The sequence below is a fragment of the Herminiimonas sp. Marseille-P9896 genome, assembly GCF_903993245.1.
Classification (GTDB): Bacteria; Pseudomonadota; Gammaproteobacteria; order Burkholderiales; family Burkholderiaceae_D; genus Oxalicibacterium; species Oxalicibacterium contaminans.
This window is the reverse complement of the sequence record NZ_CAJEVT010000004.1, coordinates 17399-32504: the sequence shown is the minus strand read 5'-3', so window position 1 is coordinate 32504 and position 15106 is coordinate 17399. Positions and strand designations below refer to the sequence as shown.

Sequence of the window (15106 nt, the reverse complement as noted above, 5' to 3'; positions counted from 1 at the left end):
TTCAAGCCGGAATTGGTAACTTTTTACGCAAACGTATCTTCCAGCGTTTAACGCCACCACGCTCCAGCTCTTCTTCCGCACCGTCCGCCTGATAACCGTGCTTTTCATAAAAGCGCAGCGCACGCTGGTTATCGCGCAGCACCCACAAGATCGTGCTGTGTGACGGTGGCAAGGCCTGCTCTATCGCCTGCATCAGTTCCCCGCCCACACCCTTATCCCAGTACTCGGGCAAGACATAAATCGCCTGCACTTCGGATGCACCAACAGCATCTGCATCTATGCTCAGCCCACCCGAGACCCAGCCGGTTACCAGCTCGTTTTCTTCGGCGATGAAGGTAAGGCCGGGATTATTCGCCAGCTGTTCACGCCATGCAGCCACCCGCCTCTCCACCGACAGGTTGGCGAGAAACTCGGCGGGGAAAATTTCTGCATACGCGGTTTGCCATGTGCGGACGTGGATAGTCGCTATCGCCTCCGCGTCTGCTACCGTCGCCTTGCGTATCACTGCTCCACCTTGACAGCTTCCGCTTTTCCCCGCGCTTCTTGCTGTTCCTTTTCCGCCGCTATCCACGCCGCATCCGGCACCGTACCATTCAGGTAGTAATCACCAATCGCGCGCTCACGGAAGATCGCCGGATTATGCGAAGCCGCAGTACGCGCATTGCGCCAGTGACGGTCGAGGCGACGCGTTTCACTGGTGGCCGATGCGCCACCGACTTCAAATAGCAAGGTACTGGCTTGCAGCACCAGGTCGATGACGACTTGCTGCGCCTGGAAGGCCTTGATCTCGGTATCCACATACAAGGCTTCATCGGCAGTATCTGCCAGCCGCGCCAGATGTACTGCATCCAGCGTGCGCGCGATACCGTCAACTATCGTATCCGCGGCAAACGACAGGCTGGCGAGACGTCCCACCACACGTTGCACCAACGGGTCTTCACGCGGACTGGATGCACCCAGTACACCGAATGCACGCGTCTTGCGCTGTACGAAAGCGATGGCATCCCGTTTGACCGCACGGCCGACACCGGCGATCGACGCCAGCAAGATCAGTTGCAGGAACGCCTTTTGGTAAGACTGCGCATAACTATCCTTACCAGTTAAGCGACGATTGATATGTTCAGGCAGGATCTCGACCTGTTCAAAAATAGTCGTGCCGCTACCTGTCATGCGCTGACCGAAACCATCCCAGTCATCGATGCGTGTCACACCTGGCGCTGTCGCTGGCAGCGACACGCTTACGCGTTCTTCGCCATCCACCACCGATGCAACTATCCAGTCCGCATAGATGGTGCCGGTGCTGTAATACTTCTTACCGTTCAGGAACCACTTGCCATCTTCCTGCTTGATGGTGGCACTGGTGCCAGTTACTTCGGTCAGCTCCGCCATTGCGTAACCGATGAGTGCACCTTCAACGATTTTCGGGAACCAGAATTCACGTACCGATTCGTCGGTGTGGTTGATGCGGCTTTCGAGGAAGGCGAAGTGTCCACGCAATAAATGCGACACATTGGAATCCGCTTCTGCCAGCTCCACCAGCAAACGAAAGAATTGCGAGATCGTCGCGCCGAAGCCGCCGTATTTGAGCGGAATGCGAACGCGTCCAAAGCCTGCGTCACGCAACCAGCGCACTGCCTCATACGGCAGCTCACGCTCCTGTTCGCGGCGTACTGCATCTTCCGCGATACGTGCAAAGATAGGACGGAAGCGAGCAGCGAGCTCTTCGTAAGTCGGACTGGCAGCAGCTTTGGTTTCCAGATGATGGATAGTGGCGGTAGCGGTATTAGTCATGATGTTTGCTTCTTTTAAAAATGGTGGGCCGGTGCTCGCACACGGCAATCAAATCAATTTATTTATGTAGCGCGTACGCGTGGATCGATCAGGCTGTACAGGATGTCGACCACGATGTTGACAATCACGTAGATGAAAGCCGCCAACAAGGTGATACCAAGCACGATGGGTACGTCCTTGCTGCTGGCAGCGTCCAGCATCAGACGCCCTACGCCTTGTCGTGCGAACAGCAACTCAACCACGACGGCGCCGCCGAGCAGGCTGGCAAAAACAAAGCCGGACAAGGTCACCAGCGGAACCAGTGCGTGACGCAAGGCATGGCGCAGGCGCACACCTGCATCCGACATGCCACGAGCCCGCGCAGTCAGGATGAAAGGCTGCTCCAACACGTCCTCCAGTTCTTGCCGCAAGACTTGCGTCAACACGCCAACTACAGGCAATGCCAAAGCAATCGTTGGCAATACCAGCGCACGCCAGCCTTGCGAACCGGATGGCGGGAACCAGTGGAAGTAAAACGAAAACAGCAGCAATAAGAGGATGCCGATCACAAACGATGGTGCGGACGTAACCGTCAATTCCACGCCGGAGACCACCGACCGTATCCACGGTGCACGCCGTGCCGTCAGCAATGCGATCAGTACTGACAAGACGATGGACAAGACCCCGGCACTCAAGGCCAGTTGCACAGTCGCTCCCAATTGCTGGGTCACTGCTTTCAGTACCGGTATGCGCAAGCGATAAGATTCACCGAGATCACCTTGGGCGAGTCGGGCTATATAGTTGCCGTACTGCGTCAACAAAGGATCATCCAGACCGTATTCACGTCGCACTTGTGCCAGCACTTCCGCGGTCGGCATCGCATCCGGCCCGCCGACTATCGCCAGTGCGGTATCACCCGCGGTGATATTGATCGCGATAAAGGTGAGTGTCGCTGCGCCCCACAGTACGCCGAGACCAGCCAGCAAACGCCACAGGATGCGCTTGAGCGAAATCATGATCCCTCCTTGTCGAGCCAGACGCCGATGAAGAGCGGCGTGTTATGCGAGGTATCGAAAATCACGCCTTTTACATTGCTGCGATAGGCAATCATATGGATGCTTTCGTACGACGGCACCGCTGGCACCAGCTCGGTCAGGCGTCGTTGTGCCTGGCTGTACAGTGCTTTCAGCTCAACCGGATCGCTGGATCTGCGGGCACGATCCAGCGCATCGTCCAATTCAGGATCACGCAGGCGCGAGCTGTTTTGTCCGATCAATTTTTCGCTGGCGATCGAATTGCTGTGATACAGGATGTACAAACCATCCGGTGTATTCGTGTGCCAGTAACCACCGCCCAGTGCCTGGTAATCACCGGCATAACGCTTGTCGGTCGCCACCGCGGTCGGCACTACATCGATATTCAATTCAAACCCGACCTTGCGTGCATCGGACTGGATCGCCACTGCCACGCTATTCGGGAAAGCCGGGTTTTCGGTGATCAGCAAAGTCGCTGACAGGCGCTGTCCATCCTTGACGCGATAACCTTTGTCGTCGCGTGCTGTCCAGCCTGCCTGGTCAAACAGGCGATTCGACTCGGCCACGTTGTATGCGAGCGCATCCTTGAACGACGGATCGTAGTAACGCGAATTCGCAGCGAGGAAATCACCCTTGGGCGCGTACTCACCAAAGCCGGTGATCCAGGCTACGCCTTCGCGGTCTATGGCCAGTGCCAATGCCTTGCGCACTTGCACATCGTTGAATGGTGCTTTTTCTACGTTCAGTGTCAGGCTGCGGAAAGGATTGCCTTTGCGTACCCGACTATGAAAGCGCAGATTCGGATCGGCACGTATTGCCTTGGCATTTTGCGCAGGTGCATCCAGTGTGAAATCGGATTGGCCGCTTTGCAGCGACGAGTAACGGATCATCGCTTCCGGCACAAAGCTCAGCTCTATGCGATCCAGATAAGCCGGGCCCTGATGCCGGACTACCGGCGGTGCCCAGTTGTAGTCAGCGCGCTTGACGAAGTTTGCACCTTGCGCCCGGACATAGCTTTCCAGTACGAAAGGGCCTGAGCCGATAGGATGTTCTGCGATCGACTTTGGGTTTTCCTTAATCTGCTTGGGCGAAATCATGCTCAGCCAGGATTGTGCCAGCACATCGAGGAAAGGCGAGTATGGCTCACTCAGTGTGGCTTCAAACGTGTATTCATCAACGATGCGACCACGCTGATACGGACGGATATACGCTGCTGCCAGCGGTGACTTGGTTTTCGGATCCCGCATATGTTCGAGATTCACCAGTACCGCTTCCGCATTGAAACGCACACCATCGCTGAAGGTCACGTCATCGCGCAAATGGAAGGTATAGGTTTTTCCATCCGGTGAAATGTCCCATGACTTGGCCAGCCATGGCGAGATGTTCCCTTGTTCATCCTGATACACCAGCCCGTCATACAGTATGCGTCCCAGCCACTGCACGTTGCCGTGCGAGATGGCGTGGACATCGAAGGTTGAGGTGTCGAGGGCCACCGTCGCACGCAAGGTGCCGCCCGGTTTCCCTGCACTCTGCTGGTAATAGTCAGTCGCTGCATAACTCAGTTGCCCGTCACGCAGGATCGCACTGCCGGTCGCATCCCCTGCACCCTGACTTGCAGTTTTCTCACTATCACCTGAAGAGCAGGCGCCCAGGATGCAAGCGCCTGCCAACAAGCTGATACGTAAAAGCGTGTTCAGCAAAGATCGTGGTTCAACGCCTTTGTCTATCCGTATCATATTCACCAGCCCTTCATTTATTACATGTAAAGATCAATTAAAAACGGTAAGACGCACCGGCAAATGCACCGAAGCCATCACCGACATACACGGCACCGGTGTTATCCAGGCCGCGCAAGTTGTACTGCGGACTGATCGCCGAGGCATACGCCTTGTCGGTCAGGTTGCGCAGATCGAGGAACAGGCTCCACTTGCCACCCGGCTGTTCATAGCCGACCTTGGCACCAAAGATGGTGTAGCTCGGTGCTGCCAGCGAGTTGGCGTAGTCCAGCCAGGTTTTCGCCGAGTAACGTGCATTCACACCGACGTAGAAACCGCTCGGATGCTGGTATTGCAGTTCTGCCGTGTAGACATGCTTAGGCAGACCAGGCAATTCGTTGGCACCGTAGACCGGATCTTTTTTGTAGTGGAAGTCGTTATAGGTATAGGCCTGGCGCAAGACGACGTTGTCACCGCCCTTGCCTTTCCACAGACGCGCATCCAGACCTGCTTCCAGACCCTGGTGTACGGTCGGCGTAGCGTTACGCTTCTCGGTATCGGTCGGGCCGCCACCCGGGATTTGTGCGGTCAGGAGTTCATTGCGGACTTCGGAGCGATACAGCGCAACGCTGCCGCTGAAGGTGTCATTGCTGCCGCGCAAACCGATCTCAACGGTATTCGCTTTTTGCTCGGTCAGATTCTTCACACCGATCTGTGTGGCAGTGGTGCCGGAACCGGTAAAGCCCCAGGTCACAGGCGGATCGATGGAACGGCTGACGTTGGCGAAGGCCACCACTTTCGGTGCCAGTTCATAGCGCAAGCCGAGGCGCGGCGCCAGGTCTTGATGGTTGTAGGTAGTCGCTGCGTTATTGACCGGGATATCACCGTATAGCGTACGCACATCACGACGCACATTCACCAGCGACAAACCCGAGGACAACCAGGTGCGCGGATTCAGTTGCAATTCGTTGCCGACCGCCAGTACCGTGTCGGACGAGCCGTCATACGTCGCGTACTTCTTCAGCGCGCGCGTAGTGCCGTTGTATGTTTTTACGCTGGAGTTGATGGCTTGCGTACGGGTGAAGCTGACGGTGGTATCGCTTTGCAAACCAAACAATTGCTCACTACGCAGATAGCGCAACGAAGCATTGATGTCGCGCCAGGTCCAGAAGTTAGGTGTCGCCGCACTATTGATATTCAGGATTTGCGGATAGTCGTGATACGCGAGACCGAATTCAATTTTGGATACATCATCTATCGTATAAGTGGTTTTGCTACCGACGTAAGTCGAACCAGGCTTGGTGCCGTCATTGCGGCCAGTCACGGTCGCTGCCGTGGTCTGGCTGCTATCTGCCTTTAGCTGGGCCAGTGTGAGCAGTGCAGGATTTTGGTGATACTCCTCGCGGTAACGCAGGTAGAGACGTGTTTCCAATTGCGGCGTCAGGCGGAAACCGAAGTTACCGACGATGCCCTTGGATTCCACGTTGGTCCATTTCTGATAGCCACGGCGTTCGGAATTGGTCACGCTGACGTAGTAATCGGTATCTCCTGATTCCGTTACACCGCCTACGCTCAACTGCTGTTTGCGCCAGCCGAAACTACCTGCTTCAAATCGTCCGTACACGCCCGGCGAAGTACGTCCGGTATGCGTCGCCAGATTCAGCGCACCACCCAAAGCCAAGGCGCCATACTGGAAAGCATTCGCACCGCGCAACACTTCGGTGTAATCGATGCCCGACATCTCCAGCAATTCATAAGGTGTACCGCCGGAGCCGGTCAGCGCCAAGCCGTCAAACAGGAACGACGTGCCTTCGCGGAACACACCGGCAGCAGTCGCAATACCAGAGCCGCGTATCGAAATCTTGATCGCATCATTACCGCCGGTAGCTTGCGCGAACACGCCCGGCTCGAAAGCCAGCACGTCTTCCAGCGTAGAGGAGCGGCCTTTTTCCACATCTGCGTTTTTCACCACGCTGACGTTGCCGGTCACATTCTCCAGCTTCACTTTGGCTTTCTCTGTGGTGGACAGCGCCTTGCCTTTGATGACGACGGTATCTTCAACCTGCGTCGTTGCTTCTTGCGCATACACCAGGCCGCTGGCGAGCCAGAACAGGACAGTGGCATGCAATAGTTTGGAACGTTGCGCGCGTGGGAAGACCGAAGCCACCAAGCGCGAAGTAATCCGGGATGGAGGAAGTGCGTGTTTCAAAATAACCCCTTAAGTAAAGCCTGACCAAGGTCAGTACCGAGTGCCGGCACTATCCATGCCGGCGCATATTTTTATGGAATGAACTAACTGTCTGCTACCTGTATGCCTGAGCATGATTTGCAACCACAGCGTGATGCGGCGACAAATAGCCCGCATCCGCACCGGTAGTCGCCGTTGCGCTCCTCGAATTCCTCTTATATTTTTTTGGTAAAAACTTAGAAGCGATAGGTCACGCCGCTATAGATGGAGAAGCCGTCACCCGGGTAGAAGTTGGGTGTATCCAGTCCTCTCGCGTTATCCGTGGTGTTCGCTGCGGCGGCATAATGCTTGTCGCCGATATTGCGAAAATCGAGATAAGCCTTCCATTTCTTGCCCGGCTCTTCGTAACCGAACTTGGCACCCCAGATCACTGCCGATGGTGCTCTCCAGGTGTTTGCATAGTCGACGTAGTAACCGGACATGGCACGTACATTCACACCTGAATAGAACCCACCCGCCTGCTGAAACAACAGCTCACCCTGATACACATGACGCGGCAAGCTAGGCAATTCGTTCTGGCCGTAACGCGGATCGTTGCGATAGTAGAAATCGTTAAAGGTATACGCCTGGCGATAACTGAGGCGATCACCGCTATTGTTCTTCCACAACTTGGAAGTCAGCGCTGCTTCTATACCCTGGTGTATGGTTTTGCTGGCATTGGTATTCGCGACCAATGCGGGGGTCGCACCGACCGCCGGACTGGCAATCGATGTGAGCAATTCATCACTGACATAGGAGCGATACAGGGTCACGCTGCCATCGTGGTTTTCGCTGCTGGCACGCAAACCGATTTCTGCTGTATTCGCTTTTTGCGGTCGCAAAGGACGGACGTATGAAACGCCGGTACTCGCCATTTGCCAGGTTACCGGCGGATCCACCGAGCGCGACACATTACCGAATACCTGCAAAGTGGGAGTCGCCTGATACAACAAGCCCAGCCGCGGTGCCAGCGACCTGTCCGTATACTCCACCGCACGAGGGAAAGGCAAAGCGCTGGCTGGCAAGGTCGAACGCTCGATACGTACATTGCGTCCGATTTCAATCAAGGACAATCCGCTGCTTAAGGTGGTCTGCTCATTCAGATGCAGCGCATTGCTGACCGACAGCACCGTGTCGCGTGAGCCGCTGTACTTGGTGTACTGGCGCTCACTGGTGCGCACGCCATTCACCTGGTTGTAACCGGTCACGTCACCATCCAGCAAACGCGTATCGCTGAAGCTGACCGTGGTATCACTGAGCTTGCCAAACAAGGTATCGCCGGTACGCAAATAGCGCAGCGAGGTAGTGAAGTCTTTCGAACGCCAGATGCCCGGTTGATCGGAATAGATCCAGCCGTTATCCAGCGGATAGTCGTTATAGGCGAAGCCCAGTTCAAACTTCGACTTGTCATCCAGCGTAAGCGTGGTCCTGCTGGTGACCAGTGTCGTGCCTTTCTTGCGACGCGCCGATGCGGTTGATGTGCTGTTGCGCGGATCCGCTTCGAGTTGCGCCAGTGTCAATGTGCTGCCGTTGCGCAGCTCTTCACCGCGATGGCGGATGACCAGCCTGGTTTCCAGACGATCATTGAATTTATGGCCGAGATTGAAGATGTAGTCTTCGCCGGAGTTTGGGCTATTACGCTGGAAACCGTCACGCTGGTTGTGCGTGTACTGCAGGTAGTAATCAGTATCGCCGGAAGACGACACACCACCGGTGCTGGCCTGGTATTTGCGATAACCAAAGCTGCCTGCTTCCACGCTGATGGAATTCCCTGGTGCGCTGCGTCCTGTATGTGTGACAAAGTTGATTGCACCACCGAGCGAGAGCGCCGAGTAGGCGAAGGCATTCGCACCATTCAGGATTTCGGTGTAATCAACGCCGGTCAGCGTCAGGAAATCTTCCTGCGTCCCGCCCGGCCCGGTGATAGGCAAGCCATCAAACAAATATTTGATACCAAGCGAATAGCCTTGATAAAAGGAATTGAGACCGGAGCCGCGGATAGAGATTTTGTTGGCACCTGTACCACTGGTTGCAGCCGCGAACACGCCTGGCTGATACGCGAGTACATCTTCCGCATTCTGCGCACGACCACGTTCGACTTCAGCGTTATTCACGACACTGGCGGTACCGGCAACATTCTTCAGCCGTTCCTTCGCCTTTTCCGCTTCCTTTAGTGCCTTCGCCTTGATGACTACGGTTTCCTCTACCTGCGGTGCAGCTTCCTGTGCGCCGGCGATACCACCGGACAGGCACAATGCAGCACCGACGCCGAGCGTACGCAACAAGGTGGCGCGTGTAATCGCGGTCGAATTTATTTGCTTGGCATTACGCTGCATCCAGCTCACCTTCTTTTTCACTTTCCCTACTCCCGATATCAGTTGACTCAGCTACGCGTTTTCTTTGTCCCAGTTGCGGGATGGCACTCAGCAACGTCTGCGTATAAACGTGCTGCGGATTTTCAAATACCTCACGGACGCCGCCAGATTCGACCACCACACCATCTTTCATCACCAGGATGCGATCGCTGACGCGGTAGATGACGCCGAGGTCATGTGAGATGAAGAGACAGGACAGGCCGAGGCGATCTTTCAGGTCGATCAGCAAATCAAGGATTTGTGCCTGCACCGATACATCGAGTGCCGAGACGGGCTCGTCGCAAATCAGCACTTCCGGTTCAGGTGCCAGCGCACGGGCTATCGCTATGCGTTGACGCTGACCACCGGATAGTTCGATAGGACGGCGTTGCAGGAAGCTTGGATCGAGACGTACCAGCTGCAGCAGTTCTATCGCGCGTGCACGTGTCTCCGCCACATTGGTATAGCCAGCCACACCGAGCGCTTCAAACAACACGCGCTCCACCGTGTAGCGTGGGTCGAATGAGCTGAGCGGGTCCTGGAACACCACTTGTATGCGTTTGCGTTCTGCGCGTTGTTGCGCGTCGCTGAGTTCACTCCAGATCTGATCACGCAGACGGACATTGCCGACATTAGGCGTTTCTAGCCCGAGTACCATGCGCGTCAGTGTGGTCTTGCCGGAGCCGGACTCACCGACGATGCCGACGGTCTCACCCTTGCGCAAAGCAAACGACACTTCGGATACCGCAACGCGACGTGAGCCATCCTGGCCGAAGAAAACCTTGGTCAGGTTATTCACCTCTACCGCGATCGGATTGGTATTGATCACGCCCGGTGGCAGTTCGGTCGGCAAGGTAGCCAGATGGCCGTCATCGGCCACCGCTATCTTCTGTCGCGCCGGGCCGCGTTGCTGTACCGATGAGACGGCGGACAACAATGATTTTGTATACGGGTGTTGCGGATCATGCAGGATCGCATCGAGCGGCCCCTGCTCCACGATTTCACCATGCCACATCACCGCCACGCGGTCTGCCAGTCGTGACACCACGGCAAAATCATGGCTCACCACCAGCATCGCTTTATCCGGTGTACGCAAGGATTCCAGCAGATCCAGTACCTGTGCTTGTACCGCTGCATCCAACGCAGTAGTCGGTTCGTCGGCAATCAGGAGTTCAGGATTGCACGCAATTGCAGAAGCAATCAGTGCGCGCTGGCGCAAGCCGCCAGAGAGTTGATGCGGATATTGCAGCAAACGGGATTCAGGCTCAGGGATGCCGACGGAGCGCAGCAAGGCGATTACCTTTTCATCGCGCTCCTGTTTGGTCCACTTGCCATGCAGCTTGAGTGGTTCAGCCACTTCGGCACCGACTGTGCGCAGCGGATCTAAAGAGCCAAGTGCATCCTGCATCACGAAGCCGATGCGACGCCCGCGTATATCGCGCCAGGTGCGTTCATTAAACTTGCGCAGATCGTCGCCATCAAAGCTCAGGCGATCTGCCTGCAAGGTGCTGCGATGGCCGGTCAGGCCAACCAGTGTGCGCGAAGTCACGCTCTTGCCGGAGCCGGACTCACCGACCAGCGCCAGGCATTCGCCACGATGCAAGGCAAATGAAATACCTTTGATGACAGCGGGACCACCATGACCAAACCGGACATGCAGGTTCTCCACTTCGACCAAAGGTCGACGTCCGTTTTCCAGCTGGCTGGTCATGCGCGCTTGCCTTCGCTGCGCAGCAATAATTCACGTCCCAGTGCGGTGATCGATACCACCGTCAAGGTAACTGCAACGCCGGGAGCGGCAACCAGCCACCATGCATTCGACAGGAAGTTGCGACCAACCGACAACATCGAGCCCCATTCCGGTGAAGGTGGTGGCGCACCGAAGCCGAGGAAGCTCAGCGCAGCACCAGCTGCAATCTTGCCGCCTATGCCTATGGTCGCGAGGATCAAAATAGGTTTGATCGCATTCGGTAAAACGTGACGGAAGATCACAGTCGAGCGACGCAAACCCAGTGTGACCGCAGCCTCCACATATTGCGCATTACGGACGATATGTGTTTGTGCACGGACCATGCGGGCGTAGCGTGGCACGCTGGCCACACCTACTGCGATAACTGCATTGACCAGGCCCTGGCCCCAGAAAGTAATAATCACCAACGCCAGCAACAAATCAGGGAATGCCAGCAACACATCGATCAGGCGCATCAGGAAGTTGTCGACAATGCGATGACCCAGCCCGGCGAACAGGCCAACTGCGATACCTATGCTCAGGCCAATTGCGGTGGCTGCCAAACCCATCAACAATGAAGGTTGTACACCGTAGATCAGGCGGGTCCAGACATCGCGTCCGTTCTCATCGGTACCCAACCAGTGTGCAGCGCTGGGGGCGCGAAAAGCTTCGCGCGCAGAGGCTGCGAGCGGGTCATTCGATGTCAGCAACGAAGGATGCAGCGCCGCCACAATCAGAAACAGTACGAACAATGCAGCCAGTACCAGGCCTGGACGCAGCTGACGCCAGTCGGCCAGGCGTAACGGGAATCGCGCAGTGGGCGCGGCCGACGGTGCCAGCGTAGCGCCGAAGTCAGGCGCTTCCAGTTGAACGGTTGATCCAGTACTCATTGCAAGTAAACCTCGATGGCTGAATTAAATAGCGGTAAGTGATTAGGAGTGGCTGCATGCACTTGCATGCGACAAAAAAGGTCAGACGGCGAGCAGGCGCTCACAGTCCTCTTCGTCTTCGTATTGGCTTTTGGGGCGGGACAGACCGAGGTGATGGCGCAAGGTGGTACCGGTGTATTCGGTACGGAAGATGCCGCGTCGACGCAAGAGGGGCACTACTTCATCGACAAAGATTTCAGCGCCGGACGGGAACATGTCCGGCATGATGTTGAAGCCATCTGCCGCGCCGGATTTAAACCACTCTTCCAGAGTATCGGCGATTTGCTCAGGCGTGCCGACTGCGAGACGATGGCCGCTACGTATGCGTTTGGATAACTGGCGTACGGTCAGGTTTTCACGGCGGGCGAGATTGATTTGTGCTTCGAAGAAACCATGTGAACCGCCACCAAGTGCACGGGTATTCGCATCCCGCTGTGCTGCGCGCACATCAATGATGCGATCCCACGGCAACGGTGCATCGAGATCGAGATCAGAGACAGCAATGCCGATACGCGCCGCGATTTGCCCGGCCAGACCGAGCTCACCCTGATAGCTATCGAGCTCATCGCAACGCGCATGTGCTTCCGCTTCGGTGCTGCCGATCACGGTGGACAAACCAGGCATGATCTTCAGGGAATCAGGATCACGGCCCCATGCGCGTGCGCGATTACGCATCTCTGCATAAAAAGCCTGCCCATCTTCCAATGTGGTTTGGGTGGTGAAGATCGCATCCGCATAGCGTGAACCGACCGACTTGCCGCCTTCCGACGAACCCGCTTGTACCAGCACCGGACGTCCTTGTGGTGTACGCCGTACATTCAACGGGCCGCGTACCGAGAAGTGCTCGCCTGCGTGATCTATCGTGTGTACCTTTTTCGCATCGGCGAATACACCGTTCTTCCAATCGTTGATGACCGCGTCGTCTTCCCAGCTATCCCACAGCTTGATGGCGATATCGAGAAACTCCGCTGCACGGCCATAACGATCCTGGTGCAAGGGTGCGCCAGTCAATCCAAAATTCTGTGCAGCGATGTCACCGGCGGTGGTCACCACATTCCATGCAGCACGACCGCCGCTGATGTGATCCAGCGAAGCGATACGGCGCGCCAGATTGTAGGGGTCGTTGTAAGTCGTGGAGGCGGTGGCAATCACACCTATGTACTTGGTCGCGAGTGCAACTGCTGTCAACAATACGGTGGGCTCGAGACCACCGACCGGATTGGTCGCGACGTTACCGTTCAGTGCCGGGCCATCGGCCAGGAAGATCGCGTCCAGCGTGCCGCGCTCAGAGATACGTGCAATGTTCTGGAAGTACTCGACACCGAGCAAAGAGTTGCTCGGGACTTCGGCCAAACGCCACGCGGCCCCGTGCCCTCCCAGGCCGAGGATGTTCATACCTATGCTCATTTGACGCGGTGGCGATGCCATTTCCATTCCTTATCGATACTCTGTCTGGCGATATGCGGACTGCACAGACGATTAATTTTTTTGAGAAGGTACCGTCTTCAATGCCGCGTCACAAACAATAAAAAATTCGATCTTTAGCAGAAGTTTGGATATATCGTTTGATCCTCCGAACACATCTGCAAACACGTTTACTGACGTCACAAAAAAAGAAACCCGCAGACCTTGCGGTGCGGGTTAAATCCAATCATGAGAGGTATTGGAGGAGGATGCATCTGCATCTTAAGCGGCGATTCAGCGCGCCCCAACGAAGCATTTCGTACTTATAAATGCGGGATAGGCATAACAAACTTCAGATATCCATATACGGACAAATTCGTTGCCACACCCAACCAGGTATTTCTATGATTAACACAAGCTGGTAACGATCCATAGCTGTTCAGGCAATGCAATAAGGCTCACGCGCATTAGCTGGCTACATGCGAATACTGAATATCTTTAACGCAGCCAGAAATATTCAAATCATTTTTAATTGGTTCGTATATCAGGCTCAGCTTGTTATGCTAAAAATTCGGGCATCTGTTACTTGCCAGCCGCAAATAAATTACCGACCACAGCAGCAAAAAATAAAAAGCACATCCTTGCATCTCGTTCAGAGCAGGGAAGCGATCAGTATTAACAGGGAAAGAGTCCATGAATTTTCAGCAATTACGATTCGTACGCGAAGCGATACGCAACAATCTCAATCTCACCGAGGTTGCTGCCGTCCTCTATACATCGCAATCCGGCGTGAGCAAACAGATCAAGGATCTGGAAGATGAACTGGGTATAGACCTCTTCGTACGCTCCGGCAAGCGACTCACATCGGTTACCCGTGCTGGCGACGGCGCAGTGGAAATCGTCAAGCGCATCCTACTGGAAACAGAAAACCTGCGGCGCTATGCGAGTCAGTACTCAGGCGTAGATACAGGCCAGCTCATCATCGCCGCCACCCATACCCAGGCCCGCTACACGCTGCCACGCGTGGTCGAGCAATTCAACAACGAATTCCCCAAAGTCAAACTCGAACTGCATCAAGGCACACCAAATCAGGTCGCTGCGATGATCAGCAATGGCGAAGCAGACATAGGCATCGCCAGCGAAGTACTCGATCAATCACCTGACATCCTGGCTTATCCATGCTTCTCATGGAACCACCAGGTCATCGTGCCGCAGGATCATCCGCTGGTGAAAAAAGCACCCGTAACGCTGGCAGACATCGCCGAATATCCGCTCATCACCTACAACCCGCAATTCACCGGGCGCAAGTGCGTGGATGCGGCGTTCAGCCAGGCCGGGTTGGTTCCAGACTTCCGTCTGACAGCGATGGATGCCGATGTCATCAAAACCTACGTCGAACGCGGCCTCGGTGTCGGCATCGTGGCCGAGATGGCGCTGGATGGGATAGAGAAAAGCGGACTGACTGTACTGGAAACAGAAGGCGCATTATTTGGTTCCTGCACCACCTTGGTTGCGGTACGCAATGGTACTTTTCTGCCGTCGTTTGCCTATCGCTTCCTGGAAACGTTCGCGCCTAATCTGCGACTGGAAGACCTGAAAAGCGCTTAAGTACATAGTGCGGCTGATGCACTTCTTGTTGAGGAAAAAGCAAAGAGGCTGTAGACCTTATCCACTGTGACGATGCCGTTTGTGCGGGACAGAAAATGGAAAAAGAAGTGGACGTTGTCTGAGCGTAGCGTTAGCGCAGCGAGTTTCGTCCACTTCCCATTTTTTGTCCTGCACAAACGGGGACCACGCAGGGGCAGCGGCGCCGTGGTCGCCTTCTTTTGCTTACTTTTCTTGGCGAAGCAAGAAAAGTGAGTGGCCGCCGGGCCACCCCCGGCAACCCACTTCTCCACGAAGAAAAATCGCCATCACGACGCACCGCACGCGCAAGAGTAATAC

Annotated in this window: 10 protein-coding genes; 1 reads left to right on the top strand and 9 read right to left on the bottom strand. The window is 55.6% G+C overall.

All coding sequences use genetic code 11. The features are described 5' to 3' along the window. Position 1: 1 nt before the first annotated feature. From H7U06_RS14785 to H7U06_RS14745, 9 genes are all read right to left on the bottom strand, one after another. Positions 2-505, bottom strand: coding sequence for a GNAT family N-acetyltransferase (locus H7U06_RS14785; protein WP_175626899.1), 504 nt, complete (start codon positions 503-505; stop codon positions 2-4). Beyond that, positions 502-1791: an acyl-CoA dehydrogenase family protein gene (locus H7U06_RS14780; RefSeq protein WP_175626898.1), complete on the bottom strand. Its 1290-nt coding sequence runs from the start codon at positions 1789-1791 to the stop codon at positions 502-504. Before H7U06_RS14780 ends, H7U06_RS14785 begins: the two co-directional genes overlap by 4 nt. 62 nt (positions 1792-1853) lie before the next feature. Further along, entirely contained in the window at positions 1854-2786 is a 933-nt protein-coding gene (locus H7U06_RS14775; RefSeq protein ID WP_175626897.1) for an ABC transporter permease, read from the bottom strand. Then, the gene (locus H7U06_RS14770) at positions 2783-4540 is read right to left on the bottom strand and encodes an ABC transporter substrate-binding protein (protein ID WP_175627106.1); all 1758 of its coding nucleotides are present in this window, start codon (positions 4538-4540) and stop codon (positions 2783-2785) included. Before H7U06_RS14770 ends, H7U06_RS14775 begins: the two co-directional genes overlap by 4 nt. Before the next feature lie 37 nt (positions 4541-4577). Next, the gene (locus tag H7U06_RS14765; protein WP_175626896.1) at positions 4578-6728 is read right to left on the bottom strand and encodes a TonB-dependent receptor; all 2151 of its coding nucleotides are present in this window, start codon (positions 6726-6728) and stop codon (positions 4578-4580) included. A 215-nt stretch (positions 6729-6943) separates the two neighbouring features. Further along, positions 6944-9103 carry a TonB-dependent receptor domain-containing protein gene (locus tag H7U06_RS14760; RefSeq protein WP_254873258.1) on the bottom strand — a complete coding sequence of 720 codons (2160 nt, stop codon included), beginning with the start codon at positions 9101-9103 and terminating at the stop codon, positions 6944-6946. Next, positions 9072-10811 (bottom strand): ABC transporter ATP-binding protein, encoded by a 1740-nt coding sequence (locus H7U06_RS14755; RefSeq protein ID WP_175626895.1) that lies wholly within the window; start codon positions 10809-10811, stop codon positions 9072-9074. The genes H7U06_RS14760 and H7U06_RS14755 overlap by 32 nt, the downstream gene beginning before the upstream one ends. Further along, a complete protein-coding gene (locus H7U06_RS14750) occupies positions 10808-11719 on the bottom strand; it encodes an ABC transporter permease (RefSeq protein ID WP_217703474.1) in 912 nt (303 codons plus the stop codon). Before H7U06_RS14750 ends, H7U06_RS14755 begins: the two co-directional genes overlap by 4 nt. A gap of 81 nt (positions 11720-11800) precedes the next feature. After that, positions 11801-13186, bottom strand: a complete 1386-nt coding sequence (locus tag H7U06_RS14745) for an LLM class flavin-dependent oxidoreductase (RefSeq protein ID WP_175626894.1) — start codon at positions 13184-13186, stop codon at positions 11801-11803. 669 nt (positions 13187-13855) lie between these two features. Here H7U06_RS14745 and H7U06_RS14740 point away from each other — a divergent pair. Then, positions 13856-14770, top strand: coding sequence for a CysB family HTH-type transcriptional regulator (locus H7U06_RS14740; RefSeq protein ID WP_175626893.1), 915 nt, complete (start codon positions 13856-13858; stop codon positions 14768-14770). The last annotated feature ends 336 nt before the right edge of the window (positions 14771-15106 follow it).

What these genes read in the sequence shown, in the direction of transcription:
- H7U06_RS14780 (WP_175626898.1), bottom strand. Translation starts at nt 1,791, where the DNA reads ATGACTAATACCGCTACCGCCACTATCCATCATCTGGAAACCAAAGCT.
- H7U06_RS14775 (WP_175626897.1), bottom strand. Translation starts at nt 2,786, where the DNA reads ATGATTTCGCTCAAGCGCATCCTGTGGCGTTTGCTGGCTGGTCTCGGC.
- H7U06_RS14770 (WP_175627106.1), bottom strand. Translation starts at nt 4,540, where the DNA reads ATGATACGGATAGACAAAGGCGTTGAACCACGATCTTTGCTGAACACG.
- H7U06_RS14755 (WP_175626895.1), bottom strand. Translation starts at nt 10,811, where the DNA reads ATGACCAGCCAGCTGGAAAACGGACGTCGACCTTTGGTCGAAGTGGAG.
- H7U06_RS14750 (WP_217703474.1), bottom strand. Translation starts at nt 11,719, where the DNA reads ATGAGTACTGGATCAACCGTTCAACTGGAAGCGCCTGACTTCGGCGCT.
- H7U06_RS14745 (WP_175626894.1), bottom strand. Translation starts at nt 13,186, where the DNA reads ATGGCATCGCCACCGCGTCAAATGAGCATAGGTATGAACATCCTCGGC.
- H7U06_RS14740 (WP_175626893.1), top strand. Translation starts at nt 13,856, where the DNA reads ATGAATTTTCAGCAATTACGATTCGTACGCGAAGCGATACGCAACAAT.